Annotated in this window: 25 protein-coding genes and 1 tRNA gene; 18 read left to right on the top strand and 8 right to left on the bottom strand. The window is 33.3% G+C overall.

The window, feature by feature from the left end:
* Positions 1-36 precede the first annotated feature (36 nt).
* A tRNA-Pro gene (locus tag KO504_RS00840) sits at positions 37-111 on the bottom strand.
* Positions 112-214: 103 nt separating this feature from the next.
* On the opposite strand from KO504_RS00840, the gene KO504_RS00835 reads away from it, so the two are divergent.
* From KO504_RS00835 to KO504_RS00765, 15 genes are all read left to right on the top strand, one after another.
* A complete protein-coding gene (locus KO504_RS00835) occupies positions 215-1,315 on the top strand; it encodes a PQQ-dependent sugar dehydrogenase (protein ID WP_215924398.1) in 1,101 nt (366 codons plus the stop codon).
* Positions 1,312-1,740 (top strand): c-type cytochrome, encoded by a 429-nt coding sequence (locus KO504_RS00830; RefSeq protein WP_215924396.1) that lies wholly within the window; start codon positions 1,312-1,314, stop codon positions 1,738-1,740. The genes KO504_RS00835 and KO504_RS00830 overlap by 4 nt, the downstream gene beginning before the upstream one ends.
* Positions 1,741-1,800: 60 nt before the next feature.
* Positions 1,801-2,406: a uridine kinase gene (gene udk / locus KO504_RS00825; protein WP_215924394.1), complete on the top strand. Its 606-nt coding sequence runs from the start codon at positions 1,801-1,803 to the stop codon at positions 2,404-2,406.
* Positions 2,406-2,732 carry an FtsB family cell division protein gene (locus KO504_RS00820; protein WP_215924392.1) on the top strand — a complete coding sequence of 109 codons (327 nt, stop codon included), beginning with the start codon at positions 2,406-2,408 and terminating at the stop codon, positions 2,730-2,732. The genes udk and KO504_RS00820 overlap by 1 nt, the downstream gene beginning before the upstream one ends.
* On the top strand, positions 2,725-4,095 hold the full coding sequence (locus tag KO504_RS00815) for a methylmalonyl-CoA mutase subunit beta (RefSeq protein WP_215924390.1): 1,371 nt from the start codon (positions 2,725-2,727) through the stop codon (positions 4,093-4,095). The genes KO504_RS00820 and KO504_RS00815 overlap by 8 nt, the downstream gene beginning before the upstream one ends.
* 55 nt (positions 4,096-4,150) lie before the next feature.
* Entirely contained in the window at positions 4,151-6,274 is a 2,124-nt protein-coding gene (gene scpA / locus KO504_RS00810) for a methylmalonyl-CoA mutase (RefSeq protein WP_215924388.1), read from the top strand.
* A 53-nt stretch (positions 6,275-6,327) separates the two neighbouring features.
* Positions 6,328-7,221, top strand: coding sequence for a DUF4369 domain-containing protein (locus KO504_RS00805; RefSeq protein ID WP_215924386.1), 894 nt, complete (start codon positions 6,328-6,330; stop codon positions 7,219-7,221).
* Positions 7,222-7,359: 138 nt separating this feature from the next.
* Positions 7,360-10,215 carry a M16 family metallopeptidase gene (locus tag KO504_RS00800; RefSeq protein WP_215924384.1) on the top strand — a complete coding sequence of 952 codons (2,856 nt, stop codon included), beginning with the start codon at positions 7,360-7,362 and terminating at the stop codon, positions 10,213-10,215.
* 135 nt (positions 10,216-10,350) lie between these two features.
* A complete protein-coding gene (locus KO504_RS00795) occupies positions 10,351-11,118 on the top strand; it encodes a ParA family protein (RefSeq protein WP_215924382.1) in 768 nt (255 codons plus the stop codon).
* Positions 11,118-12,020, top strand: coding sequence for a ParB/RepB/Spo0J family partition protein (locus KO504_RS00790; protein WP_215924380.1), 903 nt, complete (start codon positions 11,118-11,120; stop codon positions 12,018-12,020). The genes KO504_RS00795 and KO504_RS00790 overlap by 1 nt, the downstream gene beginning before the upstream one ends.
* The gene (locus KO504_RS00785) at positions 12,010-12,597 is read left to right on the top strand and encodes a DUF5683 domain-containing protein (protein ID WP_215924379.1); all 588 of its coding nucleotides are present in this window, start codon (positions 12,010-12,012) and stop codon (positions 12,595-12,597) included. The genes KO504_RS00790 and KO504_RS00785 overlap by 11 nt, the downstream gene beginning before the upstream one ends.
* Position 12,598: 1 nt before the next feature.
* Positions 12,599-13,300, top strand: a complete 702-nt coding sequence (gene dapB, locus KO504_RS00780) for a 4-hydroxy-tetrahydrodipicolinate reductase (protein WP_215924377.1) — start codon at positions 12,599-12,601, stop codon at positions 13,298-13,300.
* A gap of 64 nt (positions 13,301-13,364) precedes the next feature.
* Positions 13,365-14,990, top strand: coding sequence for a signal peptidase I (gene lepB / locus KO504_RS00775; RefSeq protein WP_215924375.1), 1,626 nt, complete (start codon positions 13,365-13,367; stop codon positions 14,988-14,990).
* 3 nt (positions 14,991-14,993) lie between these two features.
* Entirely contained in the window at positions 14,994-15,605 is a 612-nt protein-coding gene (locus tag KO504_RS00770) for a WbqC family protein (RefSeq protein WP_215924373.1), read from the top strand.
* A 13-nt stretch (positions 15,606-15,618) separates the two neighbouring features.
* Positions 15,619-15,927, top strand: coding sequence for a DUF6122 family protein (locus KO504_RS00765; protein WP_215924371.1), 309 nt, complete (start codon positions 15,619-15,621; stop codon positions 15,925-15,927).
* Here KO504_RS00765 and KO504_RS00760 read toward each other — a convergent pair.
* The 7 genes from KO504_RS00760 to KO504_RS00730 form a co-directional block, all read right to left on the bottom strand.
* The gene (locus KO504_RS00760) at positions 15,919-16,944 is read right to left on the bottom strand and encodes an endonuclease/exonuclease/phosphatase family protein (protein ID WP_215924369.1); all 1,026 of its coding nucleotides are present in this window, start codon (positions 16,942-16,944) and stop codon (positions 15,919-15,921) included. The two genes, KO504_RS00765 and KO504_RS00760, sit on opposite strands and share 9 nt — an antisense overlap.
* Positions 16,945-16,949: 5 nt before the next feature.
* Entirely contained in the window at positions 16,950-17,822 is an 873-nt protein-coding gene (locus KO504_RS00755; protein WP_215924367.1) for a rhomboid family protein, read from the bottom strand.
* A 2-nt stretch (positions 17,823-17,824) separates the two neighbouring features.
* The gene (locus KO504_RS00750; protein ID WP_215924365.1) at positions 17,825-18,646 is read right to left on the bottom strand and encodes a rhomboid family intramembrane serine protease; all 822 of its coding nucleotides are present in this window, start codon (positions 18,644-18,646) and stop codon (positions 17,825-17,827) included.
* A gap of 3 nt (positions 18,647-18,649) precedes the next feature.
* On the bottom strand, positions 18,650-20,512 hold the full coding sequence (gene mutL / locus KO504_RS00745; protein WP_215924363.1) for a DNA mismatch repair endonuclease MutL: 1,863 nt from the start codon (positions 20,510-20,512) through the stop codon (positions 18,650-18,652).
* A complete protein-coding gene (locus tag KO504_RS00740; RefSeq protein ID WP_215924495.1) occupies positions 20,512-20,796 on the bottom strand; it encodes a riboflavin synthase subunit beta in 285 nt (94 codons plus the stop codon). Before KO504_RS00740 ends, mutL begins: the two co-directional genes overlap by 1 nt.
* A gap of 442 nt (positions 20,797-21,238) precedes the next feature.
* A complete protein-coding gene (gene ribH / locus KO504_RS00735) occupies positions 21,239-21,745 on the bottom strand; it encodes a 6,7-dimethyl-8-ribityllumazine synthase (RefSeq protein ID WP_215924361.1) in 507 nt (168 codons plus the stop codon).
* A 3-nt stretch (positions 21,746-21,748) separates the two neighbouring features.
* Complete coding sequence (locus KO504_RS00730; RefSeq protein WP_215924359.1) at positions 21,749-22,513, bottom strand: tetratricopeptide repeat protein; 765 nt, start codon at positions 22,511-22,513, stop codon at positions 21,749-21,751.
* Positions 22,514-22,653: 140 nt separating this feature from the next.
* Between KO504_RS00730 and recF the strand changes: the two genes are divergently transcribed.
* The 3 genes from recF (at position 22,654) to KO504_RS00715 (ending at position 24,653) form a co-directional block, all read left to right on the top strand.
* On the top strand, positions 22,654-23,733 hold the full coding sequence (gene recF, locus KO504_RS00725) for a DNA replication/repair protein RecF (protein WP_215924357.1): 1,080 nt from the start codon (positions 22,654-22,656) through the stop codon (positions 23,731-23,733).
* 134 nt (positions 23,734-23,867) lie between these two features.
* Positions 23,868-24,263 (top strand): lipocalin family protein, encoded by a 396-nt coding sequence (locus tag KO504_RS00720; protein ID WP_252723585.1) that lies wholly within the window; start codon positions 23,868-23,870, stop codon positions 24,261-24,263.
* A gap of 93 nt (positions 24,264-24,356) precedes the next feature.
* Positions 24,357-24,653, top strand: a complete 297-nt coding sequence (locus KO504_RS00715; protein ID WP_215924353.1) for a DUF721 domain-containing protein — start codon at positions 24,357-24,359, stop codon at positions 24,651-24,653.
* Positions 24,654-24,784: the final 131 nt, after the last annotated feature.

Below are 24,784 nucleotides of genomic sequence, written 5' to 3'. Positions count from 1 at the left end.
AAAGAAGCTCAGCAAATGCTGAGCTTCTTTTTTAAGTCGGGGTGGCAGGATTCGAACCTGCGGCCTCCACGTCCCAAACGTGGCGCGATAACCGGGCTACGCTACACCCCGAATCTTGGTTTCCCGTTTTCGGACTGCAAATATATAATTTTTCTTTATAAATCAACAACATTTAAGTAACTTTAAAACTTATTCTTTTTTAAGACAAAAAAACATGAACCTAAGACACCTTTTTATCAGTTTAATTCTTACTACTACAATTGCTTGTGCTCAAGACAAGAATCCTATTAACAATAAAAACAGTCACGAGGTTGTCGTTTCAGATCTTAATAATCCTTGGGGATTTACATTCCTACCAGACAATTCTATTCTAATTACTGAAAAATCAGGAGAACTTATTCTTTTTAAAGATGGAAAAAAGACAGCTATTTCAGGATTGCCCGAAATCTATGTTCGTGGCCAAGGTGGTTTATTAGATATTATTTTACATCCTGATTACACGACTAATGGTTGGATTTATTTTTCTTATGCATCACCAAAAGGCGAAGGCTCTGGAGGCAATACATCTATTGCCCGAGCCAAATTAAAAAATAATAGCTTATCTGATTTACAAATACTATACAAAGCTCAACCTAATACAACTAAAGGCCAACATTTTGGATCACGTTTAGTTTTTGACAAAAATGGTTACTTATTTTTTAGCATAGGAGATCGTGGCAGTAGAGATGAAAACCCGCAAGACATCACTAAAGACTGTGGAAAAATATACCGACTCAACGCTGATGGCACAATCCCAGAGGACAATCCATTTACAAACACCAACAACGCTAAAAAAGCTATTTATTCTTATGGCCACAGAAACCCTCAAGGCATGACACTACACCCTAAAACAGGTGCTGTGTGGACACACGAGCATGGTCCAAGAGGTGGAGACGAAATAAATATTATCGCCTCTGGTAAAAACTATGGCTGGCCAATTATTAGCTATGGTATAAATTATAGCGGCACAAAATTTACCGAAATATCAAAAAAAGAAGGTATGGAACAACCTCTTCACTACTGGGATCCATCAATAGCGCCTAGCGGAATGGCATTTATAAACAGTGATAAATATGGAGATTGGAACGGAAATTTACTTATTGGATCATTAAAATTTCAATACTTAGACATGTGTACCTTAAAAGACAATAAAGTTATAAAAGAAGAACGTTTACTAGACGGCTTGGGGCGCATAAGAAGTATAAAACAAGGCCCCGATGGTTATATTTATGTAGGAATTGAAAATTTAGGTATCGTAAAATTAATTAGAAAATGAAAAAAATAATTATCATCACAATTTCTTTTTTAACATTTGTGTCCTGTAATTCAAATGCTAAAACATCTAATTTAATTGCTCAAAATCAAGACCAATCAAAACTTGAAGCAAGCATGAAACGAGGTCAAATAGTATATAATGATATGTGTATAACTTGCCATTTACCAGATGGCAAAGGAGTACCAGAAGCCTTTCCTCCTTTAGCAGACTCAGATTATTTAAGAGAAAATCAAACCGAAAGCATCAAAGCTGTAAAACATGGTCTATCTGGAGAAATAATAGTAAATGGCATCACTTACAATGGTACAATGGCACCTTTAGGACTGTCAGATGAAGAAGTAGCAGACGTCATTAACTATATAAACAACAGTTGGAAAAATAAGATTGGTAATTTTATAACACCTGATAAAGTTTCTAAATTATAGGATTCATCTTAAGGTCATATTAATTAACTTTACAGCCTCAATTAAATCAAAAATTAAAACATGCTTATAATAGGAATTGCTGGCGGAACAGGATGCGGAAAAACAACTGTCGTTAACACAATTTTAAATGAATTACCAGAAGGAGAGGTTGGAGTCATTTCACAAGATTCTTACTACAAAGACACATCACATTTAAGTTACGACGAACGTGTTAAAATTAATTTTGACCATCCACGGTCTATAGATTTCGAATTATTAGAGAAACATCTTATAGAACTAAAAAAAGGCAATGCTATTGACCAACCTGTTTATTCTTTTGTAAAACACAATCGTACAGGAGATACTATTAACACGATACCAAGAAAAGTAATGATTGTAGAAGGTATTTTAATTTTATCTCATGCAGAAATCAGAAATCTTTTTGATATAAAAATATTTGTTCACGCAGATTCTGACGAACGTCTAATTCGTCGTTTAAAACGAGATATAACAGAACGTGGTAGAGATATTAATGAGGTATTAACACGATATCAAAACACATTAAAGCCAATGCATCAGCAATTTATAGAACCTATGAAAGAATATGCAGATATCATTATTCCAAATAACAAGTATAACACTGTTGCTGTAGATATTGTTAAAACCATAATCAACGAACGTCTATAATGAGAATTTTTAATTCTAAATATCTAAAACCTTTCAAGAACATCTATATCGTTGTTCTTGCTGTATTTGTGGTTTGGATGTTATTTTTTGATGCACATTCATGGTTGTTTCATCATGAGCTAAATAACGATATTAACGAATTAGAATACCAAAAAGAACATTATAAAAACGAAATGGCTAAAGACAATAAAGCCATAAAAGAACTAAGTACTGATGAAGGTATTGAGCGTACAGCGCGAGAAACCTACTATATGAAAAAGCCTAACGAAGACATATACATTATAGAATACGAAGACAGCATAGCCAAACAAAAGAAAGATGAGTAAATCATTATTTAATGAATTTGAAGACGTTTCTTCAAAAGCATGGAAACAGAAAATACAAGCAGACCTAAAAGGAGCAGATTACAATGATACTTTAATCTGGAAAACAAAAGAAGGTATTGATGTAAAGCCTTTTTATCATGCCGATGAATTTGAAACAACACCAAAACAATCAGACAGCAAAACAAACGATTGGAAAATCTGCCAATCTATTGATGTAACTGACGCACAAAATTCAAACCAAAAGGCATTAGACGCTATTAATCGTGGTGCTGAAAGCATTTTATTCAATATAAAATCTAAAACAACCAGTATTCAAGATTTATTTCAAAATATTGATTTAAACAAAACACCAATTGATCTTAAATGTGATTTTCTTTCCGAAAACTTCATTAATACTATCATAAATACAGTAAAGCAATCGCAATGCTATATTCACACAGATATCATTGGTAACCTAGCTAAAACAGGAAATTGGTACAACAACCTCAAAGACGATTTTAGCAAATTTGAAACAATCGTCAAATCAACAAACCAACTAAGCATAGACCTTAGCCTATACCAAAATGCAGGAGCAACTATTATCCAACAACTAGCTTACGGCTTAGCTCATGCCAACGAGTACTTAAATTATTTGGAAAACATCATTTCAAGTGACGCAAAACAATCGCTTAGTGTAACATTCTACACCTCAATTAGCTCAAACTATTTCTTTGAAATTTCCAAACTAAGAGCTTTAAGGCAACTTTGGTCTACCTTAGCATCAGAATACAATGCAAACACAACTTGTAGAATTATAGCAACACCAAGTAAACGCAACAAAACCATTTACGATTATAACGTAAACCTATTACGTACTACAACGGAATCTATGAGTGCTATTTTAGGAGGTGCAGATGTCGTTTGTAATTTACCTTACGACGCTTTATATCACAAATCAAACGAATTTGGCGAACGAATTTCGAGAAACCAACTTTTAGTCTTAAAGCACGAAAGCTATTTTGACAAAGTAAATAATCCCGCAGATGGAGCGTATTATATTGAAAGCTTAACTGAACAATTAGCAGAAAAAGCACTAACTATTTTTAAAGATATCGAAAGCAACGGCGGCTTTTTAAGGCAACTAAAAGAAGGGACAATTCAAAGAAAAATTAAAGAAAATGCGACTAGTGAGCAAGCCGATTTTGAAGCTGAAAGATTAGTATTATTAGGTACAAACAAACATCCTAATTTAGCAGACAAAATGAAAAACGAACTAGAAATTAGTCCATTTTTAAAAATTGAAAAGCGAAAAACATTAATTGAACCAATACTAGAAAAAAGGCTATCTGAAGATCTGGAAATTAACAGATTGAATAATGAATAAAACCACACATAGACAAAAACTATAGTACTGCGTTTCCATTAAAATCACATTTAAAATGTCAAGAAAAAATCTTCAACATATAGAATTAAAAAACGAGTCACGAAACTCACAGCATCAAGAAGAAAAAGACTTCTTAACAGCTGAGGACATCACGGTAAAATCCACTTACAATAAAGACGACTTAAAAGATCTTGAACATCTAAATTTTGTAGCTGGTATTGCACCTAATCTTCGCGGGCCTTATTCAACAATGTATGTTCGTAGACCTTGGACAATTAGACAATATGCAGGTTTTTCAACTGCAGAAGAAAGCAACGCATTTTACAGAAGAAATTTAGCAGCCGGACAGAAAGGATTATCAGTAGCTTTTGATTTAGCTACACACAGAGGTTATGATTCTGATCACGAACGCGTAGTTGGAGACGTTGGAAAAGCTGGCGTTGCAATTGATTCTGTGGAAGACATGAAGATCTTATTCGATCAAATTCCTTTAGATAAAATGTCTGTTTCCATGACCATGAATGGAGCTGTTTTACCTATTATGGCATTTTATATTGTTGCAGCCGAAGAACAAGGAGTAAAACCAGAACAACTTTCTGGAACCATTCAAAATGATATTCTTAAGGAATTTATGGTACGTAACACCTACATCTACCCACCTACTCCTTCAATGAAAATTATCTCAGATATTTTTGAATACACCAGCAACAATATGCCAAAATTCAACAGTATTAGTATTTCTGGCTATCACATGCAAGAAGCTGGCGCCACTTGCGATATTGAATTAGCCTACACATTAGCTGACGGACTAGAATACATAAGAAAAGGGTTAGACGCAGGTATGGACATAGACACCTTTGCCCCGCGACTTTCATTCTTTTGGGCTATTGGCATGAATCATTTTATGGAAATTGCTAAAATGCGAGCAGCACGAATGCTTTGGGCAAAACTCGTAAAACAGTTCAACCCAAAAAATCAAAAATCATTAGCATTACGAACCCATTGCCAAACTTCTGGCTGGAGTTTAACAGAACAAGACCCTTTTAACAACGTCGCAAGAACATGTATTGAAGCTTCTGCCGCAGCTTTTGGTGGCACCCAAAGTTTACATACCAATGCTTTAGACGAAGCCATTGCTTTACCTACAGATTTTTCTGCACGTATTGCAAGGAACACTCAAATACACCTACAAGAGGAAACACACATCACCAAAACGGTAGACCCTTGGGCCGGCAGTTATTATGTTGAAAAACTAACACATGATATCGCTCAAAAAGCATGGCAACTCATAGAAGAAGTTGAAGAATTAGGAGGTATGACCAAAGCCATAGAAGCCGGAATACCTAAACTGCGTATTGAAGAAGCAGCAGCACGAAAACAAGCACGTATAGATTCTAACCAAGATATAATTGTTGGTGTTAACAAATATAGATTAAACGAAGAAGACCCTATCACTACACTAGAAGTAGATAATCAAACAGTTCGTACTCAACAAATAGAACGCTTAAACAGCATTAAATCAAGTAGAGATACCGCAGCCGTAACCGAAGCTTTATCAAAATTAACCGATTCTGCTAAAACAGGTAAAAATAATTTACTAGCTTTAGCAGTAGATGCCGCAAGAAAACGAGCGACATTAGGCGAAATAAGCGATGCTTTAGAAGCTGAATTTGGACGACACAAAGCACAAATAAAATCATTTTCAGGAGTGTATAGCAAAGAAATAAAAGACGATAAAAGTTTCCAAAAAGCAAGAGAACTTGCCGACCAATTTGCAGAGCAAGACGGTCGTAGACCCCGCATAATGATTGCTAAAATGGGACAAGATGGTCATGACAGAGGTGCAAAAGTAGTAGCCACTGGCTATGCAGACGTCGGCTTTGATGTAGACATTGGACCACTTTTTCAAACACCAAAAGAAGCCGCTAAGCAAGCCGTAGAAAATGACGTTCATATTTTAGGTGTATCTTCCTTAGCAGCAGGACACAAAACATTAGTACCTCAAGTTATACAAGAACTTAAAAACTATGGTCGTGAAGATATAATGGTTATTGTTGGTGGCGTAATTCCAAAGCAAGATTATCAATATTTATTCGATGCTGGAGCTGTTGCTGTTTTTGGCCCTGGTACAAAAATTAGCGATGCAGCTATTCAAATACTAGAGATATTAATTGACTAGACTACATGAACACATGCTTTAAATTATTAGTGATCTGTTTATCCTTATTCACTTTGTCATGCAAAAAAGACTTAGAATCAAAAATAACAATCACAGGTAATTCCAAAGAACTAGTTAACAACACTATCTATCTTAAAGAATACAACCACTTTAATTATTTAAATAAAAGCTACATTCTCGACTCAACAATGGTTGATAGTATAGGTAATTTTCAGTTTTCTATTAAAGCAGATTCCCCAGAATTAATTACAATCTCAAAATACAGCTTACCTCCACTTTCGTATCAAGTATTCAAAGAAACGCCTAACATCTACTATTACTCCTTTTGCGCTAACTTCTTTGCCAACGAACCATGCCTATACATTGATACCAAAAAGAACTATTCAATTACACATTGGGATACAAAAAACCTAGATTCATCAATTATTTTTAATAATGAGAATCAAAATTTGTTACGAAATTATTATAGAACTATAGACTATAGAGGCCTTGTGACAGATGAAAACAGACAACCACTAAACATAGCTGCAACAGAGGCTTGGGATATCATTTTAGAAGAAAAAGAAAAAAGAATCAAAGACTACAATCTCAAGAACACGTCCCCTATAAACAGTTTTGAAAACTATCTAATAACCGAAATTAACCTTGGAGCCGTAAATGATTTTCTTATCTGGACTAATCTTCAAGAAAACAAAGATATAGACCCTGAGTTTTACAATTCAATTTTGGAGATTTATAATTCAGAAGAATGGAGTAAAAATAGTGTTGAATACTACAAACTTACAGAACGCTACATTACACATCAACTCAATTTAGCTAAAGATAAAAACAAGAATTACTACGAACCTACCAACGAAAAACTAGAGTTTGCAAAAAAATACGCAAAAGCAAACATTAAGAACAAATATCTACAAAACCTACAGGAAATTCTTAAACAACACCCATAACACACGTATACCTAAAATCGCTTTTTTTTAACTAAGAAATTAGTTAAAATAATGTTATTTCTTTCCTAATTAACATATTATCTCTAAATTTAGAGGAATTTTCTTATGCAAAATTAATCCACTTAAACCATCATTCACATGAAAACAAAGATTTCCCTCGTGTTTAAAACATTTTTTGTCTGCTGCTTACTTGCGACATTTACAACGAATGCACAAACTAAGACACTAGAAAACCAAACCAGCAGCTACATTCCAACAGACCAATTACCAACCTCGCCTGAGGTTAAAATAGGCAAACTCTCAAACGGCCTTACTTACTACATTCAGAATAACGGCAAACCTGAAGACAAAGTAGAATTACGCTTAGCTATTAAAGCAGGTTCTATTTTAGAAACTGAAGACCAGCGTGGTCTAGCTCACTTTATGGAGCACATGAATTTTAATGGAACCACCAATTTTAAGAAAAACGAATTAGTAGATTACCTACAAGGTATTGGTATAGAGTTTGGTGCAGACCTAAATGCTTACACAAGTTTTGACCAAACGGTTTACATCCTCCCTATCCCTAGTGACGACCCTAAGAAGTTAGATAAAGGGTTTCAAATTTTGCACGATTGGGCTGGCAACGCACTACTTACAGAAGAAGATATTGATGAAGAACGCGGTGTTGTTATTGAAGAATACAGAACACGTCTTGGCGCCGCAACCAGAATGCAATCTAAATATTTAGACAAAATTGCTTACAAATCTAAATATGCAGATCGCTTGCCAATTGGCACAAAAGAAAACTTAGAGACCTTTAAATACGAAAGCCTTAGAAACTTTCAAAAAGATTGGTATCGTCCAAACTTAATGGCAGTAATTGCTGTTGGGGATTTAGACGTAGAAACACTTGAAAAGAAAATAAAAGACAATTTTAGCAACCTTAAAAACCCAAAGAACCCGAAGCTAAGAGAAGAATTTGGTTCAGAAAACCACGAAAAAACGTTTATCGCCATTGAATGGGATGAAGAAGCCACAGGCTCACAAGTTCAAATATATTATAAAGATAAAGGCGAAAGAAAAAAAACAAAAACAATTAGCGACTACAGAGACAATATGGTTGAAGGTCTTTTTGACCAAATGATTAATAATAGATTAAGCGAATACAGCAACAAACCAAATCCGCCTTTTATCTACGGATTTTCATACAAAGGAGGTATTATTGGTAATAAAGACGCCTACCAATCTTTTGCACAAACCAATGACACTGGTCAATTAGAAGCCTTAAAAACGCTATTAGAAGAAAACGAACGTGTTAAGCGTTATGGCTTTAAAGCTTCAGAACTAAAACGTGCTAAAAAAGATTTTTTAGCACGATTAGAACGTCAATTTAAAAATAAAGACAAGCAAGAATCAGGTAGAATTGTTGGCCGTTATATTCAAAATTTCTTACAAGAAAGCCCAATTCCTGGAATTGAGTGGACATATAATTTTGCACAAACAGAATTACCTAAAATAACACTAGACGAAGTTAATGCTTTAATTAAAAAATTCTTACATGACGACAATAGACTAGTTATATTAACAGGTCCTAAAAAAGAAGGACTTAAAAAAGTAACAGAACAAGAAGTCATTGATTTATTAAAAAGCATAGAAAAAGCCGAAATTAAAGATTATGAAGACGAAGCTGTAAGAGAGCACTTAATGCCCATTAAACCTAAAAAAGGCAGCATAATTAAAAAAGTAGTTAGCAACGAAGCTAAAATTAATGAAACCACAACGCTTACACTAAGCAATGGTGCCAAAGTCATTTACAAGAAAACAGATTTTAAAAATGACGAAATCTTATTTGAAGCATATAGTTATGGTGGCACCTCTCTATACTCTGATGAAGTTTTAAAAGAAACCGCAAACGCCAATAGAGGCTTATTTGAAGCTGGTATTGACGGACTCACTAAAAACGACCTAAACAAATTAATGTCTGGTAAAATTGCTAGCGTTAGTCCATTTATTGGTAGTTTAAGCGAAGGGATGAGAGGCGCTGCTTCACCAAAAGATTTTGAAACCATGTTTCAAATGATTCACCTATACTTTACTAAATTAGACAAAGACCCCGAAGCCTTTGCATCATATATAAGTAAACAAAAAGCTTTTTTAGGTAATATTCTATCTAATCCTAATATCTCATTCTCAATTGCTCTTAATGAATTCACCAACGAAGGAAACCCTAGATATACAGGCTTCCCAACAGAAGTAGATCTAGACAAGGCCAATTATGATTTAGCATACATAAAATTCAAAGAGCGCTTTGCCAACGCAGGAGATTTTAACTTCTATTTTGTTGGTAATATTAATGAAGATAAGATTGCTGAATTAGCTGAAACTTATATTGCTTCTTTACCTGGAAATTCAGAGAGAGAAATGTACAAAACTACTACATTTAGACCAAAATCAGGTGCGCATGAGTTTATATACTATAAAGGCACAGAGCCAAAAAGTCAGGTCAACCTCACCTATTCTGGCGAAGCAAAACACAATGTTAACGACGCTAGAGCAATGAATGTTTTAGGTGAAATTTTAAGTATTAAACTAATCGAAAAACTAAGAGAAGAAGAAGGTGGTGTATACGGAGCTGGCGCTAGAGGCTCTATTAGCAAATTACCTTATGGTCGCTTTAATTTTAGCATTTCATTCCCTTGTGCACCTGAAAATGCAGAAAAACTATCTCAGGCCTCTATTGCCGAACTAGAAAAAATCATTAAAGATGGCCCAACAGAAACTGATTTAAATAAAGTAAAAAAAGCATTATTATTAAGTAGAAAAGATGATTTAGAACAAAATCGATTTTGGCTATCGACTATAAAAGGTGCAGACTACAACCAAAGCGACATTAATAATGTTATAAACTACGAACGCAATATTAATGCGTTAACCACAAAAGACATTCACGATGTTGCTAAGAAATATTTAACTGGAGGCTATATAAAGGCTATTTTATTGCCTGAGGAATAATAATTTTAAATTAGAGTCATTTAAAGGCAGTCTTTTTTTTTGACTGCCTTTTTTATTAAGTCAATGTTAACAACTTCAGTTTCCTAAACTCGTAAATAATCGTATTTTTAAGCCCTAGAAAAACCAAATCATTTAATGGGTAAAATCATTGCAATTGCTAATCAAAAAGGAGGTGTTGGAAAAACAACAACCTCAGTAAATTTAGCCGCTTCTCTAGGCGCTCTTGAGAAGAAAGTATTACTAATAGATGCTGATCCTCAGGCCAACGCAAGTTCTGGCTTGGGCATTAACGTAGATACTGTTGAAATAGGCTCATACCAAGTATTAGAGCATACTGCTACTGCCAAAGAAGCTATAATCGCTTCTAATGCACCAAATGTAGATGTTATGCCTGCACATATAGATCTTGTCGCTATAGAAATTGAATTAGTAGATAAAGAAGAACGCGAGTATATGCTAAAAAAGGCAATTATAGATTTAAAATCAGACTATGATTATATCTTAATTGACTGTGCTCCATCTTTAGGCTTACTAACATTAAACGCTTTAACGGCTGCAGATGCTGTAATTATTCCTATTCAATGCGAATATTTTGCACTAGAAGGTTTAGGCAAACTGTTAAATACTATTAAAAGTGTACAAAAAATACATAATGAAGCGTTAGATATTGAAGGCTTACTTTTAACGATGTTCGATTCGCGTTTACGTTTATCTAACCAAGTCGTAGAAGAAGTCCAAAAACACTTTACAGATATGGTTTTTGACACTATTATTCAACGTAACGTGCGTTTAGGCGAAGCACCAAGTTATGGTGAAAGCATTATTAACTATGATGTAAGCAGTAAAGGGGCAGCTAATTATTTGAGCTTAGCCAAAGAGCTGATTAAGAAAAACGAATTATAATGGCCAAAGCAACAAAAAAACAAGCATTAGGACGTGGACTTTCGGCTTTGTTGAAAGATCCTGAAAACGATATTAACTCTGCAGAAGATAAAAATGCAGATAAAGTTGTTGGTAATATTGTAGAACTCGATATTGACAGTATTGAAGTCAACCCTTTTCAACCAAGAACAAATTTTAATGAAGAATCCTTAAGAGAACTCGCCTCTTCCATTCGTGAATTAGGAGTTATTCAACCCATAACCGTCAGAAAATTAGCCTTTAACAACTACCAGTTAGTCTCTGGAGAACGTCGTTTTAGAGCTTCAAAATTAATTGGATTAACAACAATTCCGGCATACATAAGAATTGCTAACGACCAGGAATCCTTAGAAATGGCATTGGTTGAAAATATTCAACGCCAAGATTTAGATCCTATAGAGATCGCCTTATCCTACCAACGCTTAATAGACGAAATAGATTTAACTCAAGAACAAATGAGTGAACGTGTGGGCAAAAAACGCTCTACAATTGCTAATTATTTACGTTTATTAAAATTAGATCCAATTATCCAAACGGGAATGCGAGATGGTTTTATTACCATGGGACACGGAAGAGCTATGGTTAATATTGAAAGCCAAATTGACCAGCTTGAAGTTTATGAAAAAATAATAAGTAATAAACTGTCTGTTAGAGCCACAGAGCAATTGGTTAAGAACCTTAATTCTGATGAGACACCTAAAAAAGAAAACACTGCTACAGAAATCCCTAAACATATAAAGAAAGGAGTTAAGGAATTCTCAGAATATTTTGGCCATAAAATAGATGTTAAAATCGCAAAAAACGGAAGCGGAAAAATAACAATCCCTTTTCATTCTGAAGAAGATTTTAATAGAATAAAAAAACTAGTACAACGTGACAAATAAAGGTTTATACACACTTTTACTATGCATGTTCTCGGTATTATATTCATTTTCTCAAAAAGAAAAAGACAGTACTAGTATTGCCTTAGACCAAAGTCCTATTATAGCTAATAAAACATTGGTTAAAAAAGAAATTGACCCTCTAAGACCATCAAAAGCAGCATTTTACTCCGCTATACTTCCGGGTTTAGGCCAAGCCTATAACAAAAGGTATTGGAAAATCCCAATTGTTTGGGGAGCTATTGGAGCTGGCGTTTACTTTTACGTTAGAAACGACAAACAGTTTGACCGTTATAGAGATGCTTATAAAAGCCGATTAGCCGGTTTTAAAGATGATGAATTTTATGGTTTAATTTCAGATGATGGTCTTATTAGAGCTCAAGAACAATTTAGACGAAATAAAGAAATGTCGCTATTAATTACCTTTGGCTTGTATGCTCTTAATATTATTGACGCTAACGTTGATGCACATTTACTTCAATTTAATGTCGATGAAAATCTAAGCCTAAGTCCACACTACCAATACAATGAAATGGAAAACACTTCAGACTTAGGACTAACACTCAATTTCAAGTTTTAATATGAAAATTGCTTTACTTGGTTACGGCAAAATGGGCAAAAGCATTGAAACAATTGCTCTAAATCGCAACCACACTATCTCATTAAAAGTTTCGAGTGCAACAACAGCTTTTGATTTTTCAAATACAGATGTTGCCATAGATTTTAGCTTACCTACAACAGCTGTAGCAAATATAAAACGTGCTTTAGACGCTGGTGTTCCTGTAATCTCCGGAACAACAGGTTGGCTAGATCAATACCAAGATATATTAGACTCTTGCAAGGAAAAAAATGGCGCATTTTTATACGCTTCAAATTTTAGCTTAGGTGTAAACATCTTTTTTGAAATTAATAAAAGACTAAGTGAGCTAATGTCTGATTTTCCTGAATACACAACTAGCATTGAAGAAATACATCACACACAAAAGCTAGATGCACCAAGCGGCACAGCAATTACTTTAGCAGAACAGATTATAGAAAATACCAAGTATAACAATTGGACTTTAGACCAAGCTCAGCCTAAAGAAATTCTTATTGATGTCAAACGAATAGAAAACGTTCCTGGCACACATGAAATCACATACAATTCTGAAATAGACGCTATAAGTATTAAACATACTGCGCACAACAGACAAGGCTTTGCTTTAGGAGCTGTAATTGCTGCAGAATGGATTAAAGACAAAAAAGGCGTATTTAGCATGAAAGATGTGTTAAACATTGGTTAACTTGCCAATATTTTGAAACAAATTAAAATAATTTTCAACCAACATATAGACAAAACATAACGGTATGACTTGGACACAGTGGTTTATCTTTTTACTCGTATTACAAATTATACATGGCTTAGGCACATGGAAATTATATATAAAAGCAGGCCGTAAAGCATGGGAAGCCTTTATACCAATTTACAACGCTGTAATTTTAATGAAAATTATCACACGTCCTTGGTGGTGGGTAATTTTAATGTTTTTGCCTATTGTAAACCTTATTATGATTCCTGCTGCTTGGGTAGAAACGGCTCGTACGTTTGGAAAAGATAGTAAAATTGACGCCCTTTTATGTATCGTTACTTTAGGGTTTTATCTGTACTACCTAAACTATGTGGCAGATGTTAATTATATAGAAGACAGAAGACTTACACCTAAAACATCTACAGGCGAATGGATTACCTCTATCCTATTTGCAATTGTAGCTGCAACCATTGTACACACTTACTTTTTTCAACCATTTGTCATCCCTTCATCTTCCTTAGAAAAATCGTTATTGGTAGGCGACTTTCTTATTGTAAGTAAGATACATTATGGAGCAAGAGCACCAATGACAACTGTTGGAGCACCAATGGTACATGACACTATTCCTGTTTTAGGAACAAAGTCGTACTTATTCAATGATCATTTTGAAGAACGAAACACCTCTTGGATGAACAAACTCCAATTGCCGTATTTCAGATTTCCAGGTTTTGAAAAAATAGAACGTAATGATATCGTTGTATTTGGGCAACCTGCAGATACTTTGGTGGATATGAACAAGTTTACACCAGACAGAAACTATTACAAACCTATTGATAAAAAGACCAACTTAGTAAAACGTTGCGTTGGTATTCCGGGAGATACCTTAGAGGTTAGAAATGGAGTTGTTTATATTAATGGGAAGCAAAATAAATTACCAAATAGAGCAAAAGTTCAGTTTTCATACGATGTGGTTTTTAATAACATAAACGCTAACACGATGTACGAGCTTAATCAAAAAGTTAGGCCTATTCTAAAAAAATATGATATAACTGACGGCATTCGTTACGATAGCCAACGCGAAACCTTTATTGTACAAGCGACACAAGAAGCGGCTAAAAAAGCCGTTGTACATCCTAACATAGCATCAATAAACTTTCATGGTGAGGATGAAGGCATCAGAGATCCAAATGTATTTCCTCACGACTTAAAGCACAATTGGAATTATAACTTTTTTGGACCTATATGGATTCCTAAAGCCGGAAGTACTCTTGAGCTAAACATGGATAACATTGTACTTTATAAACGTGCCATCGCTGAATATGAAGGTCATAAAGTTGTAACAAGAGGCAATCAAATATTTATTGACGATAAACCTGCAACATCTTACACGTTTAAGCAAGATTATTATTGGATGATGGGTGATAACCGTCATAACTCTATTGATGCTAGAGCATGGGGATTTGTACCATATGATCACGTTATCGGGAAACCTGTATTTATATGGATGAGTATTGATGGTATTAATGATGGCCTTAAAAATTGGCGTTTCCGTTGGGACAGAATTTTTACCACTGTAAGCGGAACAGGCGAACGTACATCTTATTTGATACCTTTTATAGTTCTTATTATAGGCATCAGCATTTTTAACAAATGGAGAAGAAAAAAGAAAGCTAAGGAGAGTTAAATTTTGAATAGTCTTATATATCCAACCTCCTTTCCTAACATTGCGCACTTTTGGGCAATTGTTAATTCGGATTCTGTTTATTTTGAAGTTTGTGATAATTATCAAAAACAATCGTTTAGAAATCGTACTGAAATCTATGGAGCTAATGGAAAACTAGCCTTAACAGTTCCGGTAAGTTACTCACAAAAAAACAGACAGCTTTATAAGGATGTAAGAATTGCTAATGAAGAAAAATGGCAAATTCAGCATTTAAAGTCTTTACAGTCGGCTTATAGTATGTCGCCTTTTTTTGAGTATTATATAGACGATTTAATGCCACTTTTTGAAACACATTTCGATTATATTTTAGATTTTAATTTAAAATGCTTCGATATACTTTCAGATAGTTTACAATTAAATCTATCCCCAAAACACACATCGGTTTTTGAAAAAGATACCACAGATAAAACAGATTTTAGAAACTTAGTAAAGCGAAATTTTAAAGTGGAATCATTTCAGCCTTACACCCAAGTTTTTACTGAAAAGCATGGTTTTATACCCAATCTTAGTATTTTAGACTTATTATTTAATGAAGGTCCAAATACAGAGTTATACTTAAAGAAACAAACACTATAAATCCGAAAAAATAATGCTTCAGTCATTTGTTCATTACGGCATACACTTCGGTTTACCTTTAGCTATTGCTATTCTGTTTTATAAGACATATTGGATAAAAGCCTACTGTATTATGATATTAGGTATGCTGATTGATCTGGATCATCTATTGGCAAACCCTATTTTTGACCCTAACCGCTGTAGCATCAATTTTCACCTACTTCACTCCTACTATGCTATTGCCGTTTACCTATTATTATTAATTCCTAAAAAGACTCGATTGCTTGGCTTAGGACTCGTAATTCACATTATAGCAGACACAGCAGATTGTGGACTAATGTGATAATTTTAAAGTTGTTTTTATAGGGTAATGATCTGAAAGTTTTACATCAAACGTCTTAAATCCATTAACCGTAAAATCATTATCTGCCAAAATAAAATCAATTCGCATTGGAAAGAATTTAAAATCATAAGTTCTACCAAAACCATTACCTGCTTCTTCAAACGTATCTTTTAAATTATCACCTTTTATTTTTCTGTATATATAAGAATAGGGTGTATTATTAAAGTCGCCCGTAACAATTGTTTTATAATTAGATTTTGCCTTATGTGCTAAAAACAAATCTACTTGATCTTGTTGTATCTTAAAGGTCGCACCAACTTGTTTAAATAAGTGCCCTGAAGTTTCATTTTTTAACTTTTCAACATCAGTATCAATCCCAGAAGATTGTAAGTGAAAGGTATAAACACGTATCGTATCTTTTTGTTTTACAATATCCACAAAAATGGCATTATTATAAGTATTCGGAAATTCTAACGAACCCGAATTTACTATAGGAAACTTAGAAAAAATTGATTGTCCGCCCTTAACTCCATCAGTATAAGTGGCATTAAAATTATAGTAACCTTCTAGTTCAATGGCGTCAGATCTTCGGTATTCTTGAAAACAAATAATATCTGCATTCTCCTCTTTTACTAATTTAATAATATCTTCTTTTACCGTTTTACTTGGCAACCAACCAAACTTATTTAAAAGTCTTACATTAAAAGACATTACTGAAAAATTAGCGTCGTCTTTAATGTCTGATGAAGACGAAAACTTATACATAGAACTAATATAACTCCAGCCTAAAAGCAAAACCATCAATGACAATATCATTTGTTTTTTAACACGCAGTAACCAGTAAACAAAGAATATAACATTAAGAATAATGAGCAATGGCACACCTAAACTTAGAACAGATAAGGTAGCAAAACTCTTAGGAGGAATGTAAGGTAAGATATAAGAAATAAGCAGTAAAAATGCGACCAACGAATTGATTACAAATATAATTTTACTACCAAATTTTAAACCTTTCACCTGTTTTAGTCTTTACCCACTTTAAATAAAAATGCTTTTTCATCGGCTGTTAAACTTTCATAACCACTCTTACTAATCTTATCTAAAATGGAATCTATCTTCTTCTGTTTATTTAACGCATCAGATTCAGTTTTAGTCTTGCTCGCTGTTGTACTTTTTTTAGCTGTTTTATGAACCGTTTTTAAATTAGACTTTGGTTTAAACCAACTCATAAAACTATCCATTGTACGCTCAAAACCTGTTCCTATATCTGAACCATTAAGTAGTTTATTGGCATATATATAACCTAGAGCATAGCCTCCAAAATGAGCCACATAACCTCCTTGATTAAGGCCTAGTAACATTCTAAATAAATCCAAACCAACAATAACCATAGCAATATGCTTCCATTTTACGTTAAAAGCATTAAATAAACGAATTTCTGTATTTGGCATATAAGTAGCCACAAAAAGTAACAAAGCACTTACACCAGCAGAAGCACCAACTAAAACACCTTTACCAGAAAACAATGACGTTGGCATTAGATTGGTATAGGCTAAATACGCTAATCCTCCACAAATAATACCTAAAAAATAAACATTTAGAACCATTTTGGATCGAAACAAGTTGGTTGTTATACGCGATAAATAATAAAGGAATAACATATTAAACGCCAAGTGAAAAAGACCATTATGCAAAAACCCATAGGTAATTAAAGACCATGGCTGAAATAGATAATCCATGATACCTGATGGCAACTCAAAATACCCAAATAAATTAATTCGTAATAACGAATTAAAAACAAGACCAATAATAAACACTACTACATTAATAGCAATGATTTTACCAAAAACATCTAGATTATTAAACTTGTATTTTAAATCTTGAATAGTACTCATAATTAATTCCAACGGTATTTATCTTTTTCATTTTTCTTCCAGAAATACATAACTATAAAACCTATTACAGCACCACCAACATGTGCCATGTAAGCAGTATTACTTGGACTAAAGAAGGACTGCCCTGTAAATGCTGAAATGACATCTAATAATATTATTCCAGGAATAAAGTACTTGGCTTTTATTGGTATTGGTAAGAATATCATCATTAATTTGGCATTTGGATTCATCATACCAAAGGCCGCTAAAATTCCCATGATACAGCCCGATGCTCCTACCATAGCACTCGTATTTACAACATTTAAATTAAATAATCCTGCAAAATTAGAACTCGATATATTGGTGTTAAAATTTGCTTCATTTAAGATAGGTATCATTTTTTGCTGAAGAATTTCACCCTTTATATATTGCCCAGACGTTGCATCTATATTTATTATCTTGTTCAATAATTCACTGCTCATATTCAAATCGGCAACACTTTGCATTGCCGTAAAATAATCAACATAGTAATATCCTAGTTGAAACAATAAGGCACCAAAACCAGCAGAAAAATAAATAAACAAGAATTTTTTAGACCCCAATCTTTGTTCTACAGGTGTACCAAACATCCAAAGCGCAAACATATTAAAAAGTAAATGCGCTGGACCACCATGCATAAACATATGTGTTACAACTTGCCATGGCTGAAACAAATCGTTTGTAGGGAAATACATTGTAAACAATCTCTTAAACAAGAGACCATCACCTAATGTCACTGTTCCAATGAACATTACTACATTAATGATGATTAAATGTTTTACTGCATCTGTTATATTAAACCTCATATTCTACATAAATTTTTTCTCAATATCATCAACCGCCATAGTAATAAATGTTGGTCTGTTAGTTGGTGACACATTAGGTTCCTTACAGGCAAATAAACTATTTACCATGTGTTCTTGTTCTGTACTATTTAATGATTGCCCGTTTTTAATTGCCAAACTCTTTGCCATTGATTTTGCCAGTAAATCGGCAGCACTGAAATTAGTGTCTGGCACATCATTTTCAACATCACTAATTAATTGTTCTAAAATAATAGACACTTCACTTTCTGGCACTCCAACAGGAACTCCTGTAATGACAATTTCTTTTTCACTTAATTCTGAAAAAACAAAACCTGTATGTTCTAAATCGTTTTTTAAATCGTCTATAATTTTAGTTTCATTGGGTGTAAAATGCAATTGTAATGGAAACAATAATTGCTGACTCGTAGCTTCTTTTATTGTAATATGCTTTAAAAAGTTCTCATACAAGATACGTTGATGTGCTCTATTCTGGTCTATAACTAACATACCAGATTTTAAAGTACTTACAATGTATTTTTGCTGTAATTGAAAGGTCGTTTTTTTAGTTTCTATAGATGAATCATTAAAAATTGATTCGTTTTTAGACTCACTTTCAAATGTTACCTGACTATAGTCTGTCTCAGAATTATTTCCTTTTGATTCTAATCCAACATATAAACTTTCCCAAGAAGCTGTAGGAGCTGATTTAAATCCGGTATTATGGCTTGTTGTTTTTGGTTTACTTCCGCCAAAATCTTCTGCAAATGGATTAAAACTACGATCTACCTCAATCGCTGGAGTAGAAGCTTTTTTGTCTCTATAATCATACGGTGTATTTAAACTACTCTGATGTTCAAAATCTAAAACAGGTGCAATATTAAATTGGCCCAAACTATGTTTTACTGCCGAACGCAAAATGGCATACAATGTATGCTCATCATCAAACTTAATTTCGGTTTTTGTTGGATGAATATTAATATCTATTGTTTTAGGATCTACAGTGAGGTTCAGAAAATAACTAGGGTGATACCCATCTTTTAATAAGCCTTCAAATGCCGATTTTATAGCATGATTAAGATAAGGACTCTTTATAAAACGTTGGTTTACAAAAAAGAATTGCTCTGATTTTGTCTTTTTAGAATATTCTGGCTTACCTACGAATCCCGAAATTTTTAATACTTCTGTTTCTTCTTCAACAGGCACTAACTTTTCGTTTGTTTTAGAACCAAAAATATGTACCACACGTTGTCTGTAATTTTCTTGAGGTACATTAAACAAATCACTTCCATTGTGATAAAATGAAAAAGCAATGTTTGGATGTGCCAATGCTACACGATGAAATTCATCTGTAATATGTCGTAATTCTACAGTATCTGATTTTAAGAAATTTCGTCTAGCCGGAATATTAAAAAACAAATTTTTAACGCCAACTGAAGTTCCTGTAGGTGTTACCGAAACTTCTTGCGATTTCACTTCACTTCCTTCAATAACAATAGTAGTTCCTAAATCGTCTGTAGCTTGTTTCGTTTTTAACTCTACATGTGCAATGGCCGCAATACTTGCCAAAGCTTCACCTCTAAAACCTTTGGTATTGAGTTGAAATAAATCTTCCGCTGCTTTAATTTTTGATGTTGCATGACGTTCAAAACTGAGCCTGGCATCAGTAACACTCATACCTTTTCCATTATCTATAACTTGTACTAAAGTTTTACCAGCATCTTTAATAATAAGTTTTATTTCAGTAGCGTTAGCATCAATAGCATTTTCCAATAGTTCTTTAACTACTGAAGCTGGACGTTGAACGACCTCACCCGCTGCAATTTGGTTAGCAACATGGTCTGGTAAAAGTTGAATAATATCTGACATTAGCTTTTGGGAAGAAAAATAGAAAGGTCGAAACCAATAATAAATAAAAATAACAACACTAAAACTACAACTATAATAATAACACGTTTATTCACATCATCATCTGGATTATGCTTATAATCATTTATTGCAGCGTTTAATTTACCTTTTATACCCTTAGCAGGAGATACTGTTGTTCTGTGTTCATCAAATTTATGTTTAAGTTCAAAAGGACTGCCCTCTCCTTTATAAAAGCGAGGTTTATAATTATACTTTCGGTTCTTCTTCATTTTCATTAATCCCATAATTTCCTTATTTAATATATCCGTCAAGGATATAAATTAAAACAAAAAGCGAAACTAACATGATGATTAAAGCTGGCAATGATGTTAAAACACTTCCGCGTTTCTTATCGTTCCCTTTAACTTTATTCCATTTGGTCTCGAAGTCGTCCTTCGACTTTATTTCTTCAGAATCCTGAAAGCGAGGTTTATATGAAAAACGTTTATTTTTTCTTTGCTGAAACAAGTGACTCTTATATTAAACTTGATTAACCTCAAAAGTACTGAAAATACAAGGAAATAATGCTTAAGGATTCCTTAAAATTATTAACAAAAAGAGTGCCAGAGTTAATGGCAGTAGGTCGTAGGTCGTTAGGTGAAATTAAATTTTAACTTCCTCCTAAAAAGATAAAAACCTCTTATTTTAGAAACAGGTATCTCCTATTGAAGATAGAGAACAGTATACTTAAACTGTATCTCTTCGTAATGCAGCCATTTTTATTGCAGCAATTGCAGCTTCTGTGCCTTTATTACCATGTATACCGCCAGAACGATCAATAGATTGTTGCATGGTATTATCGGTAAGTACACAAAAAATAACTGGAATATCTCCTTTCACATTAAGATCTTTGATGCCTTGAGTAACACCTTCACAAACAAAATCAAAATGTTTGGTCTCTCCTTGAATGACACAGCCAATAACAATAATAGCATCTAGCATCCCTGAATCTGCATAAATGCTTTTACTCATTCGAGCTGCACCATACGTCAATTCAAAAGCTCCTGGTACATTCCAGCGCACAATATTTTGCTTTATCGCGCCGCAATCTAAAAGCGCATCAAAAGCGCCTTGCCATAGACCTTCGGTGATAGTATCATTCCATTCTGAAACAACAATCCCAAACCGAAAATCTTTCGCGTTTGGGATTGTTGTTTTATCGTAATCCGATAAATTATGATTTACAGTAGCCATATATTATAAGCTTACTTCTACTTTTCCTAATAACACATCTGCCTCTTTAGCTTCGTCAGACGAAGAATATTCAGACTTAATTCGCTTTAAATAATCTAAAGCTTTAGTGTTTTTACCTAAGCTGATAGCAACTTTTGCTGCTTTCATTAAATATAAAGGTGTTGTAAAATCATTAGCATTAGCTGCAAATGCTTTTTCATAGTATGCTAAAGCTTCTTCTGGTTGCTCTAATTGAACAAACGCATCACCAATACCACCTTTTGCAATAGGGTTTAACATTTTATCATCACTAGAAAAATCGCTTAAATGCGTGATTGCATTTTGGTAATCTTTTAAGTTTAAATATGCTACACCAGCATAATAGTTAGCTAAATTAGCTGCAGGAGTTCCACTATATTCATTAATGATATCTAACATACCATATTTACCTTCACCTCCATTTAAAGACATTTTATAAAGCGAATCTGAAGCAACACCACTAACAGCATCATCAAAATACTTTTTAGCTGTGTACATTTCATTCATAGCATCCTTTGCTTTTGGCTCTGCTACTATTTTATTGTAACCTAAATATCCTAGTACAATTAGAGCTATTACTCCAACCACACCAATAATATATTTTTGGTTTTTAACAGCCCATTCCTCAGTTCTGGAAGCTCCTTCATCTAAAGTATTAAATACTTCTGCTGTTGTTGAATCATCTTCAACAATTTCTTCCTTCTCTTTTTTGGTTTTAGGTTTGTAGCCTCTTTTCTTATATGTTGCCATAACTTGTCATTTTGTGCGTCCGCAAAAATAAAATTTTTATTGGGATTTAAAAGCCTATTTATTTGTTATTTTTGAATTATTAATTACATATTGAAAATGCCCTATTACATCAGTAAAATTAGGCATAACGTTATCTTTTCATGAATCTAAACACGCTATCTTTAGTTAATTATAAAAATTTTGAAAGTCAGGTTTTCGATTTCGACGCCAAAATCAACTGTTTTGTTGGAGCTAATGGTATCGGAAAAACAAATGCCTTAGACGCCATATATCATCTTGCTTTTGGTAAAAGTTACTTTAATCCTATTGCAACTCAAAATATAAATCACAATGCAGAGTTTTTTGTAGTTGATGGACATTTCACTAAAAACGAACGTACTGAAAAAATTATCGTATCCTTAAAACGAGGACAAAAAAAAGTCATTAAACGCAATGCTAAAGTTTATGAAAAATTTAGCGAACACATTGGCTTTATTCCTTTGGTTATTATTTCTCCTGCAGATCGTGACTTAATCATTGAAGGTAGTGATACGCGACGTAAATTCATTGATAGTGTTATTTCACAAAGCGATAAAAGCTATTTAACGGAACTTATTAATTACAATAAAGTATTAACGCAACGTAACGCACTACTAAAGTATTTTGCATTAAATAACACCTTTAATAAAGATACACTTGCCATATATAATGAACAACTCCACACCTATGGCAGTGAAATATTTAAAAAGAGAGCGGCTTTTTTAAAGACGTTTATCCCAATTTTTAAAGCACGCTATGAAGCAATTAGTCAGAGTAAAGAAACTATTGACTTAACTTATAAAAGTGATTTGTTTGATATTGAATTAAACGAACTTTTAAACAAAACCATTAATAAAGATAAAGCATTGCAATACACTAGTGTTGGTACACATAAAGATGACTTAATCTTTTTAATAGACAATTTTCCTATTAAAAAATTTGGAAGCCAAGGGCAACAAAAATCATTTTTAATTGCTTTAAAGTTGGCACAATTCGATTTTATAAAACAACAAAGTGGTGTGTCTCCTATTCTATTATTAGATGATATTTTTGATAAGCTAGATGAAAACCGAGTAGCTCAAATTATTAAGCTGGTAGACGATGCTCATTTTGGACAGATTTTTATTAGCGATACACATGCAGAACGTACAGAAGATGTCATAAAACAAACACATCAGTCTTACAAAATTTTTAAATTATAAAACATGTTGATGGCATTCTAGAGCACACTTTTTTGAGCACTTTAGCAAATGCAAAACACCTATAAATTCTATTAAAAGACAATAAAAGAATGAATTACCTTTCTAACTTCAAACCGGTATTATTAACACTCATAATGTTAAGCATTTTTAGCTGCTCCAAAAATCCTGAAAACGACATCCAATATATTGAAGGCTATTGGGAAATTAAAGAAGTTACAATGTCTGATGGCAGCAAAAAAGCATACAAATTCAATGAAACAGTAGATTATATTAATATAAATGACGATTTAAAAGGTTTTAGAAAAAAATTAAAACCGGGTATTAACAACACTTATTTCACTTCTGGTGATGCTGAAGCTATTCAATTAAAAATTGAAAATAACAAAATAAACATCTACTACTCTACACCCTATGCTAATTGGAAAGAAACGGTTTTAGAAGCTACAGAAAATCAACTTCGTATTATTAATGATAGTGAGAATATATATCTTTATGAACGTTATTCTTCAATAGAATTAGATTTAGAGTGATAGATGTATTAAATTTAATTTTTGTCATTCACACAAAGGTTCATATTAAAGGTAAAATAACAAGATTGATAAATAGTTAAAGAGAAAATAGTTATGGCAAGACGAAAAAACGAAAACCAACCTATACAAGACATTCTAAAAGAATTTGTACAAACCAACAATTTACAATCTGGTTTAGACAAAGTAGATGTACGTGAGGCATGGACAAATCTGATGGGAAATGGCGTTAATAATTATACAACAGCAATAGAATTAAAACACGATATACTTTATGTACAACTCAGCTCTAGTGTACTTCGTGAAGAATTAAGCTATGGAACAGAAAAGATAATAAAAATGCTTAATGAATCGCTTAGAAAGGAAGTGGTTAAAAAATTGGTACTTCGCTAATTTTTTTAGCCTATAATATCAGCAATTAGCTAATCTGTTCTTCAATTTAAAAATTCCTTTTTCATCTCTGTAAACCTTCCGTTAAGTATAGGACCCTTTGTGTAAATCCCTAATACAAAATCACTATCCTT

Origin of the sequence: Winogradskyella psychrotolerans (genome assembly GCF_018860565.1) — a bacterium.
GTDB lineage: Bacteria > Bacteroidota > Bacteroidia > Flavobacteriales > Flavobacteriaceae > Winogradskyella > Winogradskyella damuponensis.
Note: the sequence above shows the minus strand (reverse complement) of the source record. Positions and strands in the feature narration are given on the sequence as shown.